The sequence below is a fragment of the Actinoplanes oryzae genome, from assembly GCF_030757795.1.
Taxonomy (GTDB): Bacteria; Actinomycetota; Actinomycetes; order Mycobacteriales; family Micromonosporaceae; genus Actinoplanes.
Genome location: NZ_JAUQWH010000024.1, coordinates 1 through 16,722, shown reverse-complemented (window position 1 = coordinate 16,722; position 16,722 = coordinate 1). Strand labels below are relative to the sequence as shown.

Here is a 16,722-nt window from a genome sequence, read left to right as displayed (position 1 = left end):
CCTCCTCAGGTCCAGCGGAAGAGCCGGGCCGCCGCGAGCCCGAACACCAGGATGTACGCCACCAGCACGGTAAGCGATTCCCACGCCGGCCACGAGCCCGTCATCGCCTCGACCAGCGCCCGCTCCCCCGCGCCGAACGGCGTGAAGTCGCTGATCCGCCGGAGCAGCGACGGGAAGACCTCGCGCGGCGTCCACAGGCCGGCGAAGAACATGAGCGGGAAGAAGATCAGCGTGCCGATCGAGTTCGCGGCCTTGCCGGAGGGGGCGACCGCCGCGACGACCAGCCCGAGGACCAGGGCGGTGCCGGCGCAGGCGAGGAACGCCACGAGGTAGCCGATCGGCTGGCGGGGCAGCGGGACGGCGTAGGCGATCCGGCCGGTGGCCAGCACGAGAGCGATGGCCACCGCCGCGGCCAGCAGGTTGGTGAGCAGCTGGGCGGCGAGCAGGGCGGCCGGGCGTACCGGGGTGACGGCCAGCCGCCGCAGCACCCCCCGTTCGCGGTACGTGGCCAGGGCCAGCGGCGCCACCTGCAGGCCGAGCGAGGCGAGGGCCATGACGACGGCGATGCCCGTGTAGACGTCGACGACGCGCAGGCCGCCCAGGGCCTCCGCCGGCTCGCGGAAGTCGGGCACGGCGCCGAGGATCACGACCAGCAGCGTCGGGAAGAGGACGGTGAAGAACACCTGGGCGGGTTCCCGGAGGAAGAGCCGCAGCTCGTGGGTGGTGAGCTTGCCGAGGGTACGCATGGTCAGGCCTCCGTACGGCCGGTCAGCCGGACGAACGCGTCGTCGAGGTTGTCCTGCTCGACGCGCAGCTCGTGGGCGATGATCTGGTGCGCGGCCAGCGTGGCGGTGACCGCCTGGACCACGGCGCCGGTGCCGGTGATCTCGATGCGGGCGCCCTCCCGGCGTACGGACTCGACCTCCGGCAGATCCCTGAGCACGGTGTCGCCGATCGGGGCCGAGGGGCGGAAGCGGAGCCGCTGGCGCGCGCCGGCCCGGTCGACCAGCCCGGCCGGGGTGTCCAGGGCGACGACCTCGCCGCGGTCGATGACGGCGATCCGGTCGCAGAGGCGCTCGGCCTCCTCCATGAAGTGGGTGACCAGGAGCACGGTCACGCCCCGGTCGCGCACCTCGCGGACCAGGCTCCACGTGTCCCGGCGGGCCTGCGGGTCGAGGCCGGTGGTCAGCTCGTCCAGGATCGCGATGCGCGGGTTGCCCACCAGGGCGAGGGCTGTCGACAGGCGCTGCTGCTGGCCGCCGGAGAGCCGGCCGAAGCGTTCCTTCAGCTTGCCGCCCAGGCCCAGGTCGCCGGCGAGCGCGCGCCAGTCGGCCGGCTCGGGATAGAACGCGGCGAAGAGCTCGAGGGCCTCGCCGACGGTCGTCTTCTCGGGCAGCCGGCTCTCCTGCAGCTGCACGCCGACGAGCGACCGCAGCTCCGGGTCGCCGGCGGCGCGGCCGAGCACCCGGATCGTGCCGCTGTCCGGGGTGCGCAGGCCGGCAACGCACTCGACGGTCGTGCTCTTGCCGGCGCCGTTGGGGCCGAGGATGCCGAAGATCTCCCCCGCCTCGACGGCGAAGGAGACGTCCCGGACCGCTGTCGTGCCCCCGTAGCGTTTGCTCAGATGGGTGACCTCGATGGCTGTCATGCCGTCGAGCATCCCGGCGCGGGCGGGCCCCGCGCGTCGACCGGCGGACTGCTCCGCCGGTCAACCAGTTGGTGGATGCGGCCCTCCGCCACGACCCCGGCCGCGGCGCTGCAGCTCACGCCACGACCCCGGCTCCGACCTCAGCCGCGGCGCTGCATGTGACGCCGCGGCTCCGGGTCAGGCCTCGGCCACGGCGGTGCGGGTCACGCCACGGCGCCGGCTTCGGCCTCGGCCTCGGTGGCGCGGCGGCCGGCCACGGCGGAGTAGACCGAGCCGACCTGGGCGGCGACGCGCTTCCACGAGTACGCCTGGCGGGCCCGGTCGAGCGCCGCGGTGGCGTACGCGAACCGGCGCACCTTGTCGTTGATCAGCCGGCGCAGCGCACCGCCGAGCGCCCGCGGGTCGCGCGCCGGGACGAGGTCGCCGGTCAGCCCGTCGACGATCGTCTCCTTGATGCCGCCGACGGCCGCCCCGATCACCGGGACGCCGCAGGCCATCGCCTCGAGCGGCGCCAGCTCGAACTGCTCCCGCCAGCCGGCCGCCACGAGCAGGTCGGCCGAGCGGTACCACCGCGGCATGTCGGCGGCCGGCACCGAGCCGACGAGCCGCACCCGATCGGCGACCTGGAACTTCTCGGCCATCGCGCGCAGCTTGCGGGCCTGCGGGTCGGTGCCGAGCTGCTGCGCGGGCGGGCCGCCGACGACGATGCACTCGGCGTTCGGCACGAACCGCATGGCCTCGATGACGTCGGTGAAGCCCTTGTGCTCGACGAGCCGGCCGACGCTGAGGATCCGGGGCCGCTCCGGGTCGCGCTCGAACGAGGGACCCTCCGGGGTGAAGAACCGCTCGCTGTCGACGCCGGCCGGCACGACCGCGAGCCGCGAGCGCGGCACGCCGATGCGCACGAGGCCGTGCAGCTCGTCCTGGCTCTGGGCCACGACCCGGTCGACCGCGCGCCCGAGGGCCCGCTCGTAGCCGGTGCGGGAGGCGCCGGTGCCCGGCTGGGCGGCGTCCGGCAGCGTGTCGCCGGCCAGCTCGTGGAACGACTGGACGACGGGGATGCCGACCTGACGGGCGGCGGTGACGGCCGCGAGCCCGCTGGTCCAGAAGTGGGCGTGGGCGACGTCCGGGAGCCAGCCGGTGTCCCGCCACTCGGCGCGCAGCCACTGGGCGAAGTCGCCCATGTGCGGCAGCAGCGCCTCGGCGGGCAGCGACCGGGCCGGGCCGACCGGGACGTGCACGACCCGCACGCCCGAGCCGAACGAGCCGACGGCGGGCTGGGCGGGGTCGTCGCGGCGGACGTAGACGCGGACGTCGTGGCCCAGCTCGCTCAGGGCGGTGGAGAGCTCGGCGACGTGGCGCTGCTGGGTGCCCGTCGCCCCGCCCTCGGCGGTCAACGGGGTGGCGTGCTCGGCGATCATCGCAATGCGCACGGGTCCTCCTCCGACAGCTCGGTCCGGGAGAAGACCGGAGTAATGGCTGGAGATACGCCGAGCGTCTTGCCCCCCGCCGGTACGGGTAAACATGGCGTGTGCGGGTACATGGCGCTCGTGGCTATCGTGCAGCGTACCGTGGCGGCCCCGCCGGACCGGGTGTTCGCCGTCCTCGCCGACGGGTGGACCTACAGCGACTGGGTGGTGGGGACGGTCCACATCCGGGACGTCGACAAGAGCTGGCCCGCCGTCGGGTCCAAGCTCCACCACAAGGCCGGGCCGTGGCCGTTCTCCCTGCAGGACGAGTCCGAGGTGCTCGAGGTGGAGCAGGACCGGCTGCTGACGCTCCGGGCCGGCCTCTGGCCCGCGGGCGAGGCGACGATCAAGTTCGAGCTGACGCCGGACGGGCCGGGCCGCACGCGGGTCACCATGTTCGAGGACTTCCACGCGGGCCCGCTGCACTGGATCCGCAACAAGATCAATGACCTCGTCCTGCACCGCCGCAACATCGAGTCGCTGCGGCGTTTGTCGGACATCGCCATCCGGGAAAAGAACTCTGTATGAGCCAGGTTGTCGTCATCACCGGAGCGAGCGCCGGCGTCGGCCGCGCTGTCGCCACCGCCTACGCCCGCCGGGGCGCCCGCCTCGCCCTGATCGCCCGCGGCACGGCCGGGCTCGAGGGCGCCTCGCTGGAGGCGCGGGCCGCCGGCGCCGCCGACGTGCGCACCTTCCAGCTGGACGTGGCCGACGACGAGGCCGTCTTCCGCGCCGCCGACGAGATCGCGGCCACGTGGGGCGGCATCGACGTCTGGATCAACGACGCCATGGTGTCCGTCTTCGCCCCGGCCTGGGAGATCTCCCCGGCCGAGTACAAGCGCGTCACCGAGGTCAACTATCTCGGCACGGTCAACGGCACGCTCGCCGCCCTGCGCCACATGCGCCCCGCGAAGCACGGGACCATCGTGCAGATCGGCTCCGCGCTGGCCTACCGCGGCATCCCGCTGCAGGCGCCGTACTGTGCCTCGAAGCACGCCATCCAGGGCTTCAACGACTCGCTCCGCGCCGAGCTGCTGCACGACGGCAACAAGGTCAAGCTGTCGATGGTCCAGCTGCCCGCGGTCAACACCCCGCAGTTCTCGTGGGTCCGCACCCGCCTGCCCCGCCACCCCCAGCCGGTGCCCCCGATCTACCAGCCCGAGGTGATCGCCAAGGCCGTCCTCTGGGCCGCCGACAAGGGCAAGCGCGAGCTCAACGTGGGCGGCCCCACCCTCAAGACCCGCCTCGGCAACATCGTGGCGCCCGGCTTCCTCGACTGGCTGCTCTCCCGCGACAAGGAGGGCTACCAGGGCCAGCAGACCGCCGACCCGATCGACCAGGCCGCCTGGGTCGACAACGTCGACAAGCCGGCCGACGACGTCCGCGACCACGGCTCGCACGGCGTCTTCGACGACCAGAGCCGCACCAGCTCCGTCGCCCTCTGGCTCACCACCCACAAGCCCCTGGTCGGCGCCGCCTCGGCCGGCCTGGCCGGACTGGCCGCCAGCGCCCTCCTCCGCCGCCGCTGACCGCCGTGGTCCGCCGCCGCTGACCGCCCTGGTCCACCGCCGTGGTCCGCCGCCGCTGGCCGCCCGCCCTGGGCCGCCGGCGTCGGGCCGCCGCCCGTTTCAGCTCGCCGTGGCGCGGCGCGCCGGGCGGGCCAGCTCCAGGAGGCGCTCCACATAGTGGTCGAGCAGGCCGTCGAGATCCTCGGCGGCCTGCTCCCACAGCACGTCGAAGGCGTCCCGATAGATCTTGATGTCGGCGCTGCCCTGCGTCGTGAGCCCCGTGTTGAGCAGATCGATCTCGACGCACTGGTCGTCGAGGATGTCGAAGCCGTGCATGGGCGGCACGGCCCACTGGCAGCCGAAGGGGACGACGCCGATCTCGATGTTGTCCTGGCGCGCGGCGGTGCGGAGGCGCTCGATCTGGCTGAGCATCACCGCCGCCGGGCACAGCAGGTTGGCCAGCGCACCCTCGGCGAGCAGGAAGTGGAACCGTTTACGGCCGCCGGTCAGCACCTCCTGCCGTCTCATGCGGGCCGACACGGCCTCCGCCACGGCGCCGTAGCCGAACATGGCCAGGTCGAACTTGCTCATGACCGCGCGGGCGTACTCGCTGGTCTGCAGGAGGCCATGGATCATGACCGGCTGGAACACGCGGTAGGTCGTCGTGGCCGCCTCCAGCTCCGCCATCCGCTCCTGGTTGCGCACGAGCCCGGAACCGGTCATCCGCCAGTCCGTCATGCGGTTCTGCATCCGGACCACGGCCCGGGCGACCAGCCGGCGGGCCTCGTCCTCGCCGAGGTCGAGGGCACGGGCGATCACCCCCACGTCGTCCGGCTCCGTGGTGCCCGTGCCGGTCTCGATGCGCGAGATCTTGGCCTGGCTCATCGCGACGATCTCGCCGAGCTGGCGGCCCGTGAGCCCGCGGCGCCGCCGGTGCCGGGCCAGCTCCTCCCCCAGGGTCGGCTCCGGCCCGGCCTCGAACGCCACGACGCCTCCTCAGTCCAGCCGGCGAGCGGCCTCCCGCACGAGCTCCGCCGGAATCCGGACGACGAGCTCTCCCTCGGGCAGCGGCCCGGCCTCCACGGCATAACCCTGGACCAGGACGTCATCGCCGTCCCGGTAGACCGTCGGGCAGTTCCCGGACGAGCATTGCGCGGCAACGGCGATCAGACCGGAAATATCAACCTTATGCACAAGGAAAGCCTAGGAAATGCAAGATGCGGCTGTCGCCTAGGGTCCGCCCGGTATGCGCCGGCCTTGCCGGCGGACGTGGCCGGGATGGCGCGGCGCGGCCGGTGATTCACGTGATTCATCGTCGCCCGGCGATCAACAGCGAGTGAACGTATTGATGACGGCCTGAACGCTACTGCCGGAACCGCCGAGGGCGCCAGAGCAAGGATTCGCGCTATCCGAATATGCATGCGACCTTGAATCAGGATCACGCAGAGTAAGGGGTGCGCCACATCGCGCGGCCATGAGCCGCCTTACGAAGGGGTTGTCATGAGCGATCTCGCTGTCATCGGCCTGGTAGCCGCCGTTCTGGTGTTCCTCGTGCTCATGGAGATGCTGGCCGCGGCCGTGCCGCTGCTGATCGTGGTGACCCTGGTGCCGCCCGCCGAACGGCCCGCGCTCGCCGCCTGCCTCGCGGCCGCCGACAGCAGACGGCGGTTACGTCTCTGGCCGGCATTACGGGTGGCGGCGCAGGCCCGGCGGGAGACGGTGCGTCAGCGGTAGATCAGCTTCTGGGCGCCCCCGACGACGCCGCGGTAGAGCGTGCCGGTCAGCCAGCCGTCGCGGGCGAGGGCGGCGCGGGCGGCGTTCGCGCCGGGGGCGCCGTGGACGCCGCCGCCCGGGTGGGCCGACGAGCTCGCCATGAAGAGGCGGTCGATCGGGGTGTCGGCGCGGCCCAGGCTGGGGACCGGCCGCAGGAAGAGCTGCTGGAAGGCGGCCGCCGTGCCGCCACCGAGGGCGCCGCCGACCAGGGACGGGTTCTCGCGCTGCATGTCGGCCGGGCTGAAGACGTTGCGGCCGGCGACGAGCTGCTTGAAGCCGGGCGCGTGGTCCTCGAGGACCTGTTCCATGCGGTCGACGTGGGCGGCGATCTCGTCCGGCTCCCAGTGGTCGCGGTGGGGCAGATGGGTGTACGACCAGACCGACTCGGTGCCCTCGGGCGAGCGCGCCGGGTCGCTGGTCGTCATCTGGCCCAGCAGCAGGAACGGGTGCTCCGGCACCTCGTCGGTGGCCAGCTTCGCCGAGTAGTGGGTGAGCCCGTTGAGGTCGGCGCCCAGGTGGACCGTGCCGGCGGTGGCCGCGGCGGGCGTCTTCCACGGGATCTTGCCGGTCAGGGCCCAGTCGACCTTGACCGTGGCGCCGTCCCAGCGGAAGTGGGCCAGGTCCTCGGTGAGCCGGGGCGGGAGCCAGCGCTCGCCGACCAGGTCGAGGTAGAGCGCGGGGGCGGGAACGTCGGCCAGGACAGCCCGGCAGGCTCGCCAGTTGCGGCCGTCGGCGCTGCGGACGCCCATGGCCTTGCCGCCGGCAACGAGGATCTTCGTGACCGGGGTGTCGTACTCGATGCGGCCGCCGCGCGACTCGAGGCGGGCGACCAGGGCGTCGGTGATCTTGTGGGCGCCGCCCTCGGGGACGGGCCAGCCGTACTGCTGGCCGAGCATGGCGAGCAGCCAGCCGTAGACGCCGCCGGCGGCTTCCTCCGGGGACAGGTCGGTGTGCAGGGCGCAGCCGGCGAGGGCCAGCTGCGGTCCCTCGCCGTCGAAGAGCTCCGACCCCAGCTCCCGTACGGACAGCAGCAGTCGCCGCGCCAGGCGCAGCGAGCCGCCCGTGCCGAGCTTGCGGACCAGACCGAGACCCGTGCGTACGGGCGGGAACGGCGTCAGCACCGCGTCGAGGATGCTGTCGGAGACCTCGCACCAGTCGTCGAAGGCGTTCTTCCAGCGGTCGCCGTCGCCCGGGGCGAACTGCTCCATCGACGCCATGGTCGTCTCGAGGTCCCGGTTGATGGTGGCCGCGCGGCCGTCCGGGAGGAGATGCGTGAGCACGTCCGGGGCGTGCCGCCAGCGCAGGCCGAACTCGTCGAGGCCGAGTCCCTTGAGGACCGGCGAGGCGTACCCCAGGGGGTAGAAGGAGCTGAAGAGGTCGCTCAGATAGCCGGGGGCCGTCACATAGCCGGACCGGACCGCGCCGCCGGGCTGTGGCGTCGCCTCCAGCACCTGCACCCGCCAGCCGGCGTCCGCCAGGAGATTCGCGGCGACGAGCCCGTTGTGCCCGGCACCGATCACGATCGCGTCAGCTCGTTCCACGGAGCGACGTTACCCCTCGCCGTTTGCCGCAAACCCGGCTCGGGTAGTGATCAGTGTGCAAGGCGTGACGAATGGGAGACTGCCGATGACCGCCTCCACCGCCGCTTTGCCGGCCAAGGTTCGTCAGCTGCACTGGTCGACGTGGCGCGGGGTGCTGTGGCGCAGCATCAAGGGCTACCTCGACGACGAGTGCGGCGACCTGGCCGCGGCGCTGACCTATCAGGCGGTGCTGGCCGTCTTCCCGTCCGTGATCGTCATCGTCGCCCTGGTGAACCTGGTCACCGACGGCGCCACGGCCGTGCAGTCGGTGCTGGACATGCTCGACGACCTGGGCGCCGGCTCGGTGGTCGGCAACGAGTCCTTCACGTCGGTGCTGAACGCCATCATCGCGCAGGACAGCTCGGCGAAGGTGCTGCTCAGCGTCGGTCTGCTGGGTGCGCTCTGGTCCGCCTCGGGCTTCGTGGCCATCTTCACGCGGGCGTCCAACCGGGTCTACGGCGTCGCCGAGGGCCGGCCGTTCTGGAAGCTGCGGCCGCTGCAGATGCTGCTGAGCGCCGTCGCCCTGGTGCTGATGGCGCTGGTGGGCGTCGGGCTTGTGGTCAGCGGGCCGCTAGTGGACGCGGTCGGCGACCTGCTGAACGCCGGGTCGACGGCCCGCGCGGCGTGGTCGATCGGGCGGTGGCCCGTACTCGTGCTGATTCTGATGCTGTTGCTCTCCCTGCTGTTCTGGATCGCGCCGAACGTCAAGCAGCCCCGCTTCCGCTGGATCACCCTCGGCGGCGCGGTCGCGCTCGTGGCCTGGGCGGTGGCGTCCGCGGGCTTCGGGCTCTACGTCGCCAACTTCAGCTCGTACGACCGCACGTACGGCAGCCTGGGCGCGATCATCGCCTTCCTGGTGTGGCTCTATCTCGCCAACTCGGCGCTGATGCTGGGCGTGGAGATCAACGCGGAAGTGCAGCGTGGCCGCCGTCTGCAGGCCGGAGAGCCGGGCGACGACCCGACCCTGCCGCCCGCGGAACCCGCCGGGTGAGTGTTTAGGTGAATCAAGCTCGGGCACCACTTCCGACGTGAGGCAATGAACGTCCGAGTAAGGAGTGAGTCAGCGTGAGCACCGTGACCGAGTCCGTCGATGTCGATGTCCCCGTGCGCACGGCGTACAACCAGTGGACGCAGTTCGAGGAGTTCCCGAACTTCATGGGCGGCGTGACCGAGATCCGCCAGCTCGACGACACGACGACGCACTGGAAGACCAGCATCGACGGCGTCAAGCGCGAGTTCGACGCCAAGATCACCGAGCAGCTGCCGGACGAGCGGGTCGCGTGGACCAGCGTCGAGGGCAGCAAGCAGGCCGGCGTGGTGACCTTCCACCGGCTGGACGAGAACAAGACCCGGGTGACCTGCCAGATGGACTTCGAGCCGGACGGCGTGGTCGAGCAGGCGGGCGACAAGCTCGGCTTCCTCGACCGTCAGGTCAAGGGCGACATGAAGCGCTTCAAGGAGTACATCGAGGGCCGCGGCGGCGTCGAGTCCGGCGCGTGGCGCGGTCAGGTGGACCGGCCGCAGCCGTGATCCGCAGCGCATGACTTCGCGCGTCGACGAGGCCGCCGGGATTCCCGGCGGCCTCGTCGTGTGGCAGGACCGGAAAAAGGGTAGGCGAGGAACATGACTGATCGCGAAGAGACCGGCCAGTGGCGCGACGAGGAGCGGCTCTCCACCGCCGACCTCAGCAACGCCATGGCCAGCTGGGACCTTGACGGGCAGGGCGACCCGACGGACAACGACGCCGGCGAGGAGCAGGCCTTCGGGCACGACAGCCGGGCCCACGACGAGGCCGACCCGGGCGCTACCGACCCGGACCGCGAGTTCCGCCCGAGCACGACGGGACGCAGCGGCCCGCACTGAGCGTCCGGGGCAGCGCCACGGTCACCGCGCCCGCCTCCGGCCGGACGTCGATCGCGTACCGGGGGCGGGCGGCCGGGCCGCTGACCAGCGTCGTGCGCGGTCCGGCGGTCGTGCGGCGGGACCAGGGCACGCTGACGGTCCCGGCGCCGGCCCGCAGGCGCAGGCGGATCGCGGTGCCGGCGGGTGCGGCGACGCTGAGCTCGCCGACCGGTCCCGCCACCACCAGGGGTACGGATCCCCGTGGCCGGGGCAGCCGCAGGCTCACCAGCCCGGCGGCGGACCCGAGCGTGATCCGCCGGAGCCGGCCCGCGACCAGGTCGAGATGCTTCTCCCCGGCGCCGGCGGGCAGCCGCAGGTCCCACCGCACCGCGCGGTTGAGCAGTACCTCCACGACGTCGGGCCCGTCGGCCCCGGTCGCCACGAGGGTCACGCGCACCCTGCCGTCGCGGGCCGTCACCCGCGGCGCCAGTCCCGATCCCGCCGGGGTGCTCACCCGGTAGAGCTGATCCGGCAGGCTCACGAGCCGGACCACGATCCGCGAGGCGGCGTCCCGGACAGTCAGCTCGCCGGTCGTCCGCCCCCGCAGCGGACCCGTCGCCAGGTGCGGGCTGTCACCGGGCGGCGACGCGCCGGAGTGCGGGACCCGGTCGGGCGAATCGTCGGATGTAGCAAATGGTGACATGCTGCACGCCGCCAGCATCATCGCGATGAGCAGCGACGATGCGGCCACGACAGCCCGGGTGGTGCGGTGACGACGCTGCGCAGTGGGCACCATCGGACAACCCGAGATCGGCCGAAAGGGTGACGGCGAGAGGCCCGAATCGGGTAAGACTGGCCGAATGCGATCTGCCGGTTTCCTCTCCGAGAAGCAGCGCCGCCTCGCCTGGGTGGGCTTCCTGCTCGCCGCCTTCCAGGCCCCCGTCGCGGCCTCTCTCATCGACGACGCCTCCTGGCTCTTCGCCGTCGTCGTCGCCCTCGTGGTGGCCACGGTGATCATGGCGGACGACGCCCAGCGCCGCCGCCCGCAGCAGGCCGAGGCCGAGTAACCCCGTCCCGCGCCGCCGGCCGAGGCCGAACCAGCCCGTCCCACGCCGTCGGCCGAGGCCGGACAATCCCGTCCCGCGCCGCCGGCCAAGGCCGGGCAAGCCCCGTCCCGCGCCGCACGCACCGTCATCGCCGCGCCGGCAGAGCCGCCGGTTTTCCGCAGCCCACCGAGCCCGCCCGCCTCTCCGGCGGCCGGGCTGGGAGCAGCGCGCCCGGGTCAGGTCGTCGCGTCCTCCCGGGGGCGCGACTCGTGGCCCGGCACGCCCGGGCTGCGGCGGCGCTCCTTCATCTCCGCCTCGAAGAGGTGGCGACGGCCCCCGGCCAGCTCGTCCCGCGCCGCCTTCTCGACCACGCGGAACTCCGACCAGTAGCCGTCGTCGAACTCCTCGACCAGCTGGAAGGTCCAGCGCCCGGGGACGACGTTGCGCCCGATCAGGTCCCGCTCGATCCGCTCGGCCAGCTCGGTGTGGCCCGCCTTGCGGAAGAGCGCGACCGCCTCGTCGAGGCCCAGGTCCGCCTTGCCCACGAGCTGGTGCAGCGAGTAGAGGTGACCGCGGACCCGCTCGACGGTCTCGAGGCTCTCGCTGAGCTTGCCGAGCGCCTCGACCGTGGTGTCGTCCAGCCCCTCGGGGCGGCGGTGCGCGTCGTCCGGCGGCAAACCGGGCACGGCGGCAGGGGTGGGGACGGTCATGGCCACCGGTGTTCCCCGGCCGGGGCAGCTGAAACCGACCCGCACCGATCAGGGGACCCGTTGCACACCGGGGCGTCCCTACCTTTGGTTCTCATGAATGGCCTGTTCAGCGGCGCTGCCGCCCGCGCTGCCCTGCGCTCCGCCCACGCCTGCCTCGACGAGCTGATGAACGCCGTCGGCGCCACCGGCTTCGCGGCCGCCGACCGGTCCCCCGGTCTGCTGGCCACCGTCGACCAGCACACCGCGGGCATCCGCGACAGCCTGTCGACCGACGCCCGGCCGCTGACGCCGATCATTCTGGCCGCGTACGCCGAGGGCGTCCGCGACGCCGCCTTCAAGCACGGCTGGCGCCCGCCGGCCGGCGAGATCGACTGGGCGGCCAACGACTGGGTGCTCAACCGGCTGCTCGCCGTCTGCTCGCTCGCCCGCACGCTGCCCGCGGGACGCTGAGCGCCCCTTCCGCCCGACAGGCCACACCGCATCGTCCGGGGCCGGCTCTCCCGTTCCGGGGGCGCCGGCCCCGCCTCCTTTGCGCGATCGCGCATGATCGGCGTGACACCGGGAAATACCCCGAATCACGTGCACACTCGCCCACCAGCGGATTCGGCCTCCCGTACCGGGTGGATCCGGACGTCCGTACGGTACCCCCATCGTCCGAACGGCCCAGTCGGGCTACGCTTCAGGCATGGTCGGCATGGGGAGCCCTTCCGCGATGACCACGCTGCCCACGCAGCCGGGGGACGCGCCGGGATCGATGCGAGGCTGCGCCGAGCTGGTCGCCGCGCACCCGTGGCACGCCACCGACCTGGGCGAGCGTGACCGGTGGGATCCCGTCCTGGCCGCCACGGTCGACCTCGTGCTCGCCTCGCCCGTGCCGATGTCGGTGGTCTGCGGCGAGCGGTTCGTGCTGATCTACAACGACGCCTTCGCGGACATGCTGGGCGCGAAGCATCCGGCGGCCCTGGGCTGCCCCGCGGCGGAGGTCTTCGGCGAGGGCTGGCACGGCCTGGGCGACATCATCGCCGACGTGCTGCGCACCGGCCGGCCGTTCCTCGAGGCGGAGGCCCAGGTGTCGGTCCCGCGCGGCGCCCACGTCGAGCAGGCGTCGTTCACCAGGGGCCATTCGCTCGTCCGCGACCGGCACGGCAACCCCCTCGGCGTCCTGACCGTGGCGGCGGAGACCACGCAGGTCACGCGGCGGCTGCAGTCCCTGGGCGACCTGACCTCCCGGCTGGCCGCCGCGCTGACGGTCGACGACGTGGCGCGCGTCGTGCTGACGTACGCGATGGCGTCCTTCGATCTTGATCATTGTGTCTTCGCGGTGGACGACGGCAAGGAGTACCGCTTCGTCCGCCGGATCCGCGGCGAGATGATCGACGAGGCCGACGAGCGGCTGCCGCCCCTGTGGAAGCGCATCGGCCCGCTTCCCGGATCGCCGCTCGTGGCCGCCGCCACCAGCGGCCGGCCCTCGTTCCAGGCGGACGGCGCCCCGCTGGCCGAGGTGGCGACCGACCGGCACGAGCGCAGGATCCGCGCGCTGGCCGCGATGCCGCTGCGCACCCCGTCGCTGCGCGGCGCGGTGACCATGGGCTACCGCACGGCGCACGCCTGGCTGCCCGCCGAGCGCGCCCTGCTCTACGCGGCGGCCGAGCTGATCGCCCAGGCCGCCGAGCGCGCCCGCCGCTTCGAGGCCCAGCACGGCACCGCGATGCTGCTGCAGCGCTCGATGCTGCCCGAGCACCTGCCCGAGCTGGACAGGTTCCGCATCGCCGCCCGCTACGACGTGGGCGTCGACGGCAACGCGGCCGGCGGCGACTTCTACGACGCGTTCGAGCTGGCCGACGGGCGCTTGGCGATGGTGCTCGGCGACGTGGCGGGGCACGACGTGCGCGCCGCCGCGGTCATGGGCCAGGTGCGGGCCGCCCTGCGCGCGCTCGCGCTGACCGACCCGGCGCCGCCGACCGTGCTGGCGGGCCTGGATCGGCTCGTCGGCTCGCTGGGCGCCGAGTCGCGCAACGAGGAAATCTTCGTCACCGTCGTCTACGGGGTGCTCGACCCCGCGGACGGCACGATCACGCTGGCCAGCGCCGGCCACCCGCCGCCGGTGCTGCGGCGCGGCCGCCGGGGCACGGCCGAGCTGGTGGCGGTCCCGCCGGGGGCGCCGCTCGGGCTGGGCGGGGTCTGGCGCTCGGGCACGGTGCGCCTGGAGCCCGGCGACACGATCCTCATGTTCAGCGATGGCGTCGTCGAGCGCCGGGGCCGGCCCCTCGACGAGGGGCTCGACGCGCTGGTCGCGGCCACGGCGGCGGCGGCGGGCGGAGATCCGCGCAACCTGTGCGCGCTGGCCACGGCCGCGGTCGAGGGCCGTACGGACGATGACGTGGCCGTGCTGGCGGTCGAGCGCGCGATGGCGCTCAGCCGGTCGGCGACCATGCAGGTGCCGGCCGAGCCGACCGGGCCGAGCCGGGTGCGCCAGTGGATGTCGACGCGGCTGCGCGAGTGGGCGGTGCCCGAGCCCGTCATCGGCGCGGCGATCCTGTGCACGAGCGAGCTGACCACCAACGCGCTGCTGCACGCGGGCACCCCGGCGCAGGTGCACATCGACCTGAGCGCGGAGCGGCTGCTGGTGTCGGTCGCGGACACCGGGACGCGCGGCAGCGTCACCCGCGCCCGCACCGACGCGCTGAGCAGCCGGGGCCGCGGGCTGGGCCTGATCGAGGAGCTCAGCGACACGTGGGGCACCGACCCGTCGGTGCGCGGGTCCACCGTGTGGTTTGAAATGTTGATCCCATAGGTAAGCGCCTGTCCATGGCAGCCACACGCGGAGTGCTCTTCGACGTCGACGGAACCCTGGTGGACACCACCTACCTGCACGCGGTCGCGTGGTGGGAGGCGATGCGCCAGCACGACCACGACGTGCCCATGGCGGAGATCCACCGGGCCATCGGGATGGGCTCGGACAAGCTGCTCGACCATCTGCTCGGCGACGGGCGCGACAAGGACCAGGACGAGCGGCTGAACACCGCGCACGAGATCCTCTACGGCGCGTGGTGGGAGCGGCTGCGGCCGTTGCCCGGGGCCGCCGACCTGCTGCGTGCCTGCGCCGGCCGGGGCCTCTCGGTCGTGCTCGCCTCGTCGGCCCAGGGCCCCGAGCTCGAGAAGCTGCGCGCGGTGATCGGCGCCGACGACGTGATCGCCGCCGCCACCTCGTCCGCGGACGCGGAGCAGAGCAAGCCGGCGCCGGACATCCTGCAGGCGGCGCTCGACCAGTCCGGCGTCGACGCGGCGCAGGCGATCTTCGTCGGCGACGCCGTGTGGGACGTCAAGGCCGCCGCGAAGCTGAACATCCCCTGCATCGGGCTCACCTGCGGCGGGACCAGCGCGGCCGAGCTGCTGGAGGCGGGCGCGGTGGAGACCTACGACGACCCGGCCGCGTTGCTCGCCGCCCTGGACGGCTCCGCGATCGCCAAGCTCTTCTAGGGCCTTCGCCAGTCGTCGCTGGTGAGATGGGATCCCGCCTGGGGTCCCATCGTGAGCATGCCGCCGTCGACCGGCCAGGAGGCGCCGGTGACGTAGGAGGCCGCCGGGCTCGCCAGGAAGGCGACCACCGCGGCGATCTCCCGGGCGTCGCCGGGGCGCCCGAGCGGCACGCCGGGGCGCGACTCGGTGCGCGGGTCAACGTCCTCCTGCCCGGTCATCGGCGTCGCGATCTCGCCGGGCGCGACCGCGTTGACGGTGATGCCGTACTCCCCCAGCTCCTGCGCCATGACCTTGGTGAGCAGGCCGAGGCCGCCCTTGGCCGCGCAGTAGGCGCCGGCGCCCACGCGCGGCGCCGTCTCGTGGACGCTGGTGATGTTGACGATGCGGCCGCCCCGGCCCGCGGCGATCATCCGGCGGGCGGCCCGCTGGGCGCACAGGAACGGCCCGTCGAGATCCACGGCGAGCACCTCGCGCCACTGCTCCCAGCCGGTTTCGACCACGGGCGTCGCGATGCCGGTGCCCGCGCAGTTGACGAGCACGCCCAGCTCGCCGCCGAGCGCGTCGGTCAGCTGGTCGACGACGTCGGCCGCCCCGGGCAGGCGGGTCAGGTCCAGGTCGCGGATCTCGGCCTTGCGGCCGGCGTTGCGTACCTCGTAGGCCGTCTGCTCGGCATGCTCGTCGTCGCGATGCCGAGTGACCCCGATGTCGTAGCCCGCCTCGGCGAGCGCGACGGCGACCGCCCGGCCGATGCCCGACTCGCTGCCCGTGACGATGGCTGTGCGCGGATGCATGACTGTGCCGTTACCCGGTATCGATGCGAACAACCGTGCATATGCGTGGTGTCCGCCGGGCAGAACTGGCGCGTGCAACTGTCTGACCTTCTCTTCGCCCTGTTCGGCGTGGGCGCCCTGCTGGCCGGGATCCTCCCCCGGCTGCTGGAGCGCCGCCCGCTGTCGATGCCGATGGTGTTCCTCGCGCTGGGCATGGTGGTGTTCGCCGTACCGCTGGGGCTGCCGGACGTGGATCCCCTGGCGCACCCGAAGCTGACCGAGCACCTCACCGAGGTCTGCGTGATCGTCGCGCTCATGGGCGCGGGGCTGAAGATCGACCGGCCGCTGGGCAAGGGCCGGTGGACGTCGACGTGGCGGCTACTGGTCGTCGCCATGCCGGTCACGATCGGGGCGGTGGCGCTGCTGGGCTGGTGGTGGGCCGGGCTGGTGCCGGCGGCGGCGCTGCTGCTGGGCGCGGCGCTCGCCCCGACCGACCCGGTGCTCGCGGCGGACGTGCAGGTCGGCGAGCCCACGGACGAGGAGGACTCGGAGGACGAGGTGCGCTTCGCGCTGACCTCCGAGGCCGGGCTCAACGACGGGCTGGCCTTCCCCTTCGTGTACGCGGCGATCGCGCTGGCCGCCTCGTCCTTCACGATCGGCGACTGGGCGCTGAAGGACGTCGGCTACAAGGTCGGCGTGGCGGTCGTGGGCGGACTGGTCATCGGCAGGCTGCTCGGGCGGCTCTTCTTCCGGCCCCGCAATCACAAGCTGCGCCTGGCCCATCACTCCGAGGGCTTCCTGGCGCTCGCGGCGACCTTCCTGGCGTACGGGATCGTCGAGGTGGCCGGCGGCTACGGCTTCCTGGCGGTGTTCATCGCGGCGCGCGGTATCCGTTC

20 protein-coding genes are annotated in these 16,722 nt (G+C 73.1%); 11 read left to right on the top strand and 9 right to left on the bottom strand.

Annotation, left to right across the window (positions count from 1 at the left end):
- Window positions 1-5: 5 nt before the first annotated feature.
- From RBH18_RS11090 to RBH18_RS11080, 3 genes are all read right to left on the bottom strand, one after another.
- Window positions 6-746 carry an ABC transporter permease gene (locus RBH18_RS11090; protein WP_306206503.1) on the bottom strand — a complete coding sequence of 247 codons (741 nt, stop codon included), beginning with the start codon at window positions 744-746 and terminating at the stop codon, window positions 6-8.
- A 2-nt stretch (window positions 747-748) separates the two neighbouring features.
- Window positions 749-1,648, bottom strand: coding sequence for an ABC transporter ATP-binding protein (locus tag RBH18_RS11085; protein WP_306206501.1), 900 nt, complete (start codon window positions 1,646-1,648; stop codon window positions 749-751).
- A 203-nt stretch (window positions 1,649-1,851) separates the two neighbouring features.
- Window positions 1,852-3,081: a glycosyltransferase gene (locus tag RBH18_RS11080; protein ID WP_306206499.1), complete on the bottom strand. Its 1,230-nt coding sequence runs from the start codon at window positions 3,079-3,081 to the stop codon at window positions 1,852-1,854.
- A 117-nt stretch (window positions 3,082-3,198) separates the two neighbouring features.
- Here RBH18_RS11080 and RBH18_RS11075 point away from each other — a divergent pair, with 117 nt between their 5' ends.
- Window positions 3,199-3,645 carry an SRPBCC family protein gene (locus RBH18_RS11075; protein ID WP_306206497.1) on the top strand — a complete coding sequence of 149 codons (447 nt, stop codon included), beginning with the start codon at window positions 3,199-3,201 and terminating at the stop codon, window positions 3,643-3,645.
- Window positions 3,642-4,646, top strand: a complete 1,005-nt coding sequence (locus tag RBH18_RS11070) for an SDR family oxidoreductase (RefSeq protein WP_306206495.1) — start codon at window positions 3,642-3,644, stop codon at window positions 4,644-4,646. The genes RBH18_RS11075 and RBH18_RS11070 overlap by 4 nt, the downstream gene beginning before the upstream one ends.
- 99 nt (window positions 4,647-4,745) lie before the next feature.
- On the opposite strand, the gene RBH18_RS11065 is transcribed toward RBH18_RS11070, so the two are convergent.
- Together RBH18_RS11065 and RBH18_RS11060 are read right to left on the bottom strand one after the other, a co-directional pair.
- The gene (locus tag RBH18_RS11065; RefSeq protein WP_306206493.1) at window positions 4,746-5,612 is read right to left on the bottom strand and encodes a helix-turn-helix domain-containing protein; all 867 of its coding nucleotides are present in this window, start codon (window positions 5,610-5,612) and stop codon (window positions 4,746-4,748) included.
- Window positions 5,613-5,621: 9 nt separating this feature from the next.
- Window positions 5,622-5,819, bottom strand: coding sequence for a hypothetical protein (locus RBH18_RS11060; protein ID WP_306206492.1), 198 nt, complete (start codon window positions 5,817-5,819; stop codon window positions 5,622-5,624).
- 306 nt (window positions 5,820-6,125) lie between these two features.
- Here RBH18_RS11060 and RBH18_RS11055 point away from each other — a divergent pair, with 306 nt between their 5' ends.
- The gene (locus RBH18_RS11055) at window positions 6,126-6,359 is read left to right on the top strand and encodes a hypothetical protein (protein WP_306206490.1); all 234 of its coding nucleotides are present in this window, start codon (window positions 6,126-6,128) and stop codon (window positions 6,357-6,359) included.
- Here RBH18_RS11055 and RBH18_RS11050 read toward each other — a convergent pair.
- Window positions 6,350-7,939, bottom strand: coding sequence for a phytoene desaturase family protein (locus tag RBH18_RS11050; protein ID WP_306206488.1), 1,590 nt, complete (start codon window positions 7,937-7,939; stop codon window positions 6,350-6,352). The two genes, RBH18_RS11055 and RBH18_RS11050, sit on opposite strands and share 10 nt — an antisense overlap.
- A gap of 85 nt (window positions 7,940-8,024) precedes the next feature.
- Here RBH18_RS11050 and RBH18_RS11045 point away from each other — a divergent pair, with 85 nt between their 5' ends.
- From RBH18_RS11045 to RBH18_RS11035, 3 genes are all read left to right on the top strand, one after another.
- Entirely contained in the window at window positions 8,025-8,969 is a 945-nt protein-coding gene (locus RBH18_RS11045) for a YihY/virulence factor BrkB family protein (RefSeq protein WP_306206486.1), read from the top strand.
- Window positions 8,970-9,043: 74 nt separating this feature from the next.
- Window positions 9,044-9,508, top strand: coding sequence for an SRPBCC family protein (locus RBH18_RS11040; RefSeq protein WP_305786817.1), 465 nt, complete (start codon window positions 9,044-9,046; stop codon window positions 9,506-9,508).
- Between the two features lie 93 nt (window positions 9,509-9,601).
- Window positions 9,602-9,841, top strand: coding sequence for a hypothetical protein (locus RBH18_RS11035; RefSeq protein ID WP_306206482.1), 240 nt, complete (start codon window positions 9,602-9,604; stop codon window positions 9,839-9,841).
- Here the strand turns inward: RBH18_RS11035 and RBH18_RS11030 are convergent.
- Entirely contained in the window at window positions 9,783-10,616 is an 834-nt protein-coding gene (locus RBH18_RS11030) for a hypothetical protein (protein WP_306206480.1), read from the bottom strand. The genes RBH18_RS11035 and RBH18_RS11030 overlap by 59 nt on opposite strands.
- Before the next feature lie 64 nt (window positions 10,617-10,680).
- On the opposite strand from RBH18_RS11030, the gene RBH18_RS11025 reads away from it, so the two are divergent.
- Window positions 10,681-10,887 carry a hypothetical protein gene (locus RBH18_RS11025; protein ID WP_306206478.1) on the top strand — a complete coding sequence of 69 codons (207 nt, stop codon included), beginning with the start codon at window positions 10,681-10,683 and terminating at the stop codon, window positions 10,885-10,887.
- Between the two features lie 215 nt (window positions 10,888-11,102).
- Here RBH18_RS11025 and RBH18_RS11020 read toward each other — a convergent pair whose 3' ends face one another.
- The gene (locus RBH18_RS11020; protein ID WP_306206476.1) at window positions 11,103-11,576 is read right to left on the bottom strand and encodes a hypothetical protein; all 474 of its coding nucleotides are present in this window, start codon (window positions 11,574-11,576) and stop codon (window positions 11,103-11,105) included.
- Window positions 11,577-11,669: 93 nt separating this feature from the next.
- Between RBH18_RS11020 and RBH18_RS11015 the strand changes: the two genes are divergently transcribed.
- The 3 genes from RBH18_RS11015 to RBH18_RS11005 all read left to right on the top strand — a co-directional run bounded on the left by RBH18_RS11015 (window position 11,670) and on the right by RBH18_RS11005 (window position 15,056).
- Entirely contained in the window at window positions 11,670-12,026 is a 357-nt protein-coding gene (locus RBH18_RS11015; RefSeq protein ID WP_306206475.1) for a DUF6401 family natural product biosynthesis protein, read from the top strand.
- Between the two features lie 235 nt (window positions 12,027-12,261).
- Window positions 12,262-14,370: an ATP-binding SpoIIE family protein phosphatase gene (locus RBH18_RS11010; protein WP_306206473.1), complete on the top strand. Its 2,109-nt coding sequence runs from the start codon at window positions 12,262-12,264 to the stop codon at window positions 14,368-14,370.
- Between the two features lie 14 nt (window positions 14,371-14,384).
- Complete coding sequence (locus tag RBH18_RS11005) at window positions 14,385-15,056, top strand: HAD family hydrolase (protein ID WP_306206471.1); 672 nt, start codon at window positions 14,385-14,387, stop codon at window positions 15,054-15,056.
- Here RBH18_RS11005 and RBH18_RS11000 read toward each other — a convergent pair.
- Window positions 15,053-15,847: an SDR family oxidoreductase gene (locus RBH18_RS11000; protein ID WP_306206469.1), complete on the bottom strand. Its 795-nt coding sequence runs from the start codon at window positions 15,845-15,847 to the stop codon at window positions 15,053-15,055. The two genes, RBH18_RS11005 and RBH18_RS11000, sit on opposite strands and share 4 nt — an antisense overlap.
- Before the next feature lie 72 nt (window positions 15,848-15,919).
- Here RBH18_RS11000 and RBH18_RS10995 point away from each other — a divergent pair.
- Window positions 15,920-16,722, top strand: an 803-nt coding sequence (locus RBH18_RS10995) for a cation:proton antiporter domain-containing protein (RefSeq protein WP_306206467.1), incomplete at its 3' end; no start/stop codon positions are given.

Coding starts and splice junctions, on each gene's coding strand:
- RBH18_RS11030 (WP_306206480.1), bottom strand. CDS start 10,616: ATGGTGCCCACTGCGCAGCGTCGTCACCGCACCACCCGGGCTGTCGTG.
- RBH18_RS11070 (WP_306206495.1), top strand. CDS start 3,642: ATGAGCCAGGTTGTCGTCATCACCGGAGCGAGCGCCGGCGTCGGCCGC.
- RBH18_RS11090 (WP_306206503.1), bottom strand. CDS start 746: ATGCGTACCCTCGGCAAGCTCACCACCCACGAGCTGCGGCTCTTCCTC.
- RBH18_RS11055 (WP_306206490.1), top strand. CDS start 6,126: ATGAGCGATCTCGCTGTCATCGGCCTGGTAGCCGCCGTTCTGGTGTTC.
- RBH18_RS11000 (WP_306206469.1), bottom strand. CDS start 15,847: ATGCATCCGCGCACAGCCATCGTCACGGGCAGCGAGTCGGGCATCGGC.
- RBH18_RS11020 (WP_306206476.1), bottom strand. CDS start 11,576: ATGACCGTCCCCACCCCTGCCGCCGTGCCCGGTTTGCCGCCGGACGAC.
- RBH18_RS11015 (WP_306206475.1), top strand. CDS start 11,670: ATGAATGGCCTGTTCAGCGGCGCTGCCGCCCGCGCTGCCCTGCGCTCC.
- RBH18_RS11045 (WP_306206486.1), top strand. CDS start 8,025: ATGACCGCCTCCACCGCCGCTTTGCCGGCCAAGGTTCGTCAGCTGCAC.
- RBH18_RS11005 (WP_306206471.1), top strand. CDS start 14,385: ATGGCAGCCACACGCGGAGTGCTCTTCGACGTCGACGGAACCCTGGTG.
- RBH18_RS11025 (WP_306206478.1), top strand. CDS start 10,681: ATGCGATCTGCCGGTTTCCTCTCCGAGAAGCAGCGCCGCCTCGCCTGG.
- RBH18_RS11085 (WP_306206501.1), bottom strand. CDS start 1,648: ATGACAGCCATCGAGGTCACCCATCTGAGCAAACGCTACGGGGGCACG.
- RBH18_RS11035 (WP_306206482.1), top strand. CDS start 9,602: ATGACTGATCGCGAAGAGACCGGCCAGTGGCGCGACGAGGAGCGGCTC.
- RBH18_RS11010 (WP_306206473.1), top strand. CDS start 12,262: ATGGTCGGCATGGGGAGCCCTTCCGCGATGACCACGCTGCCCACGCAG.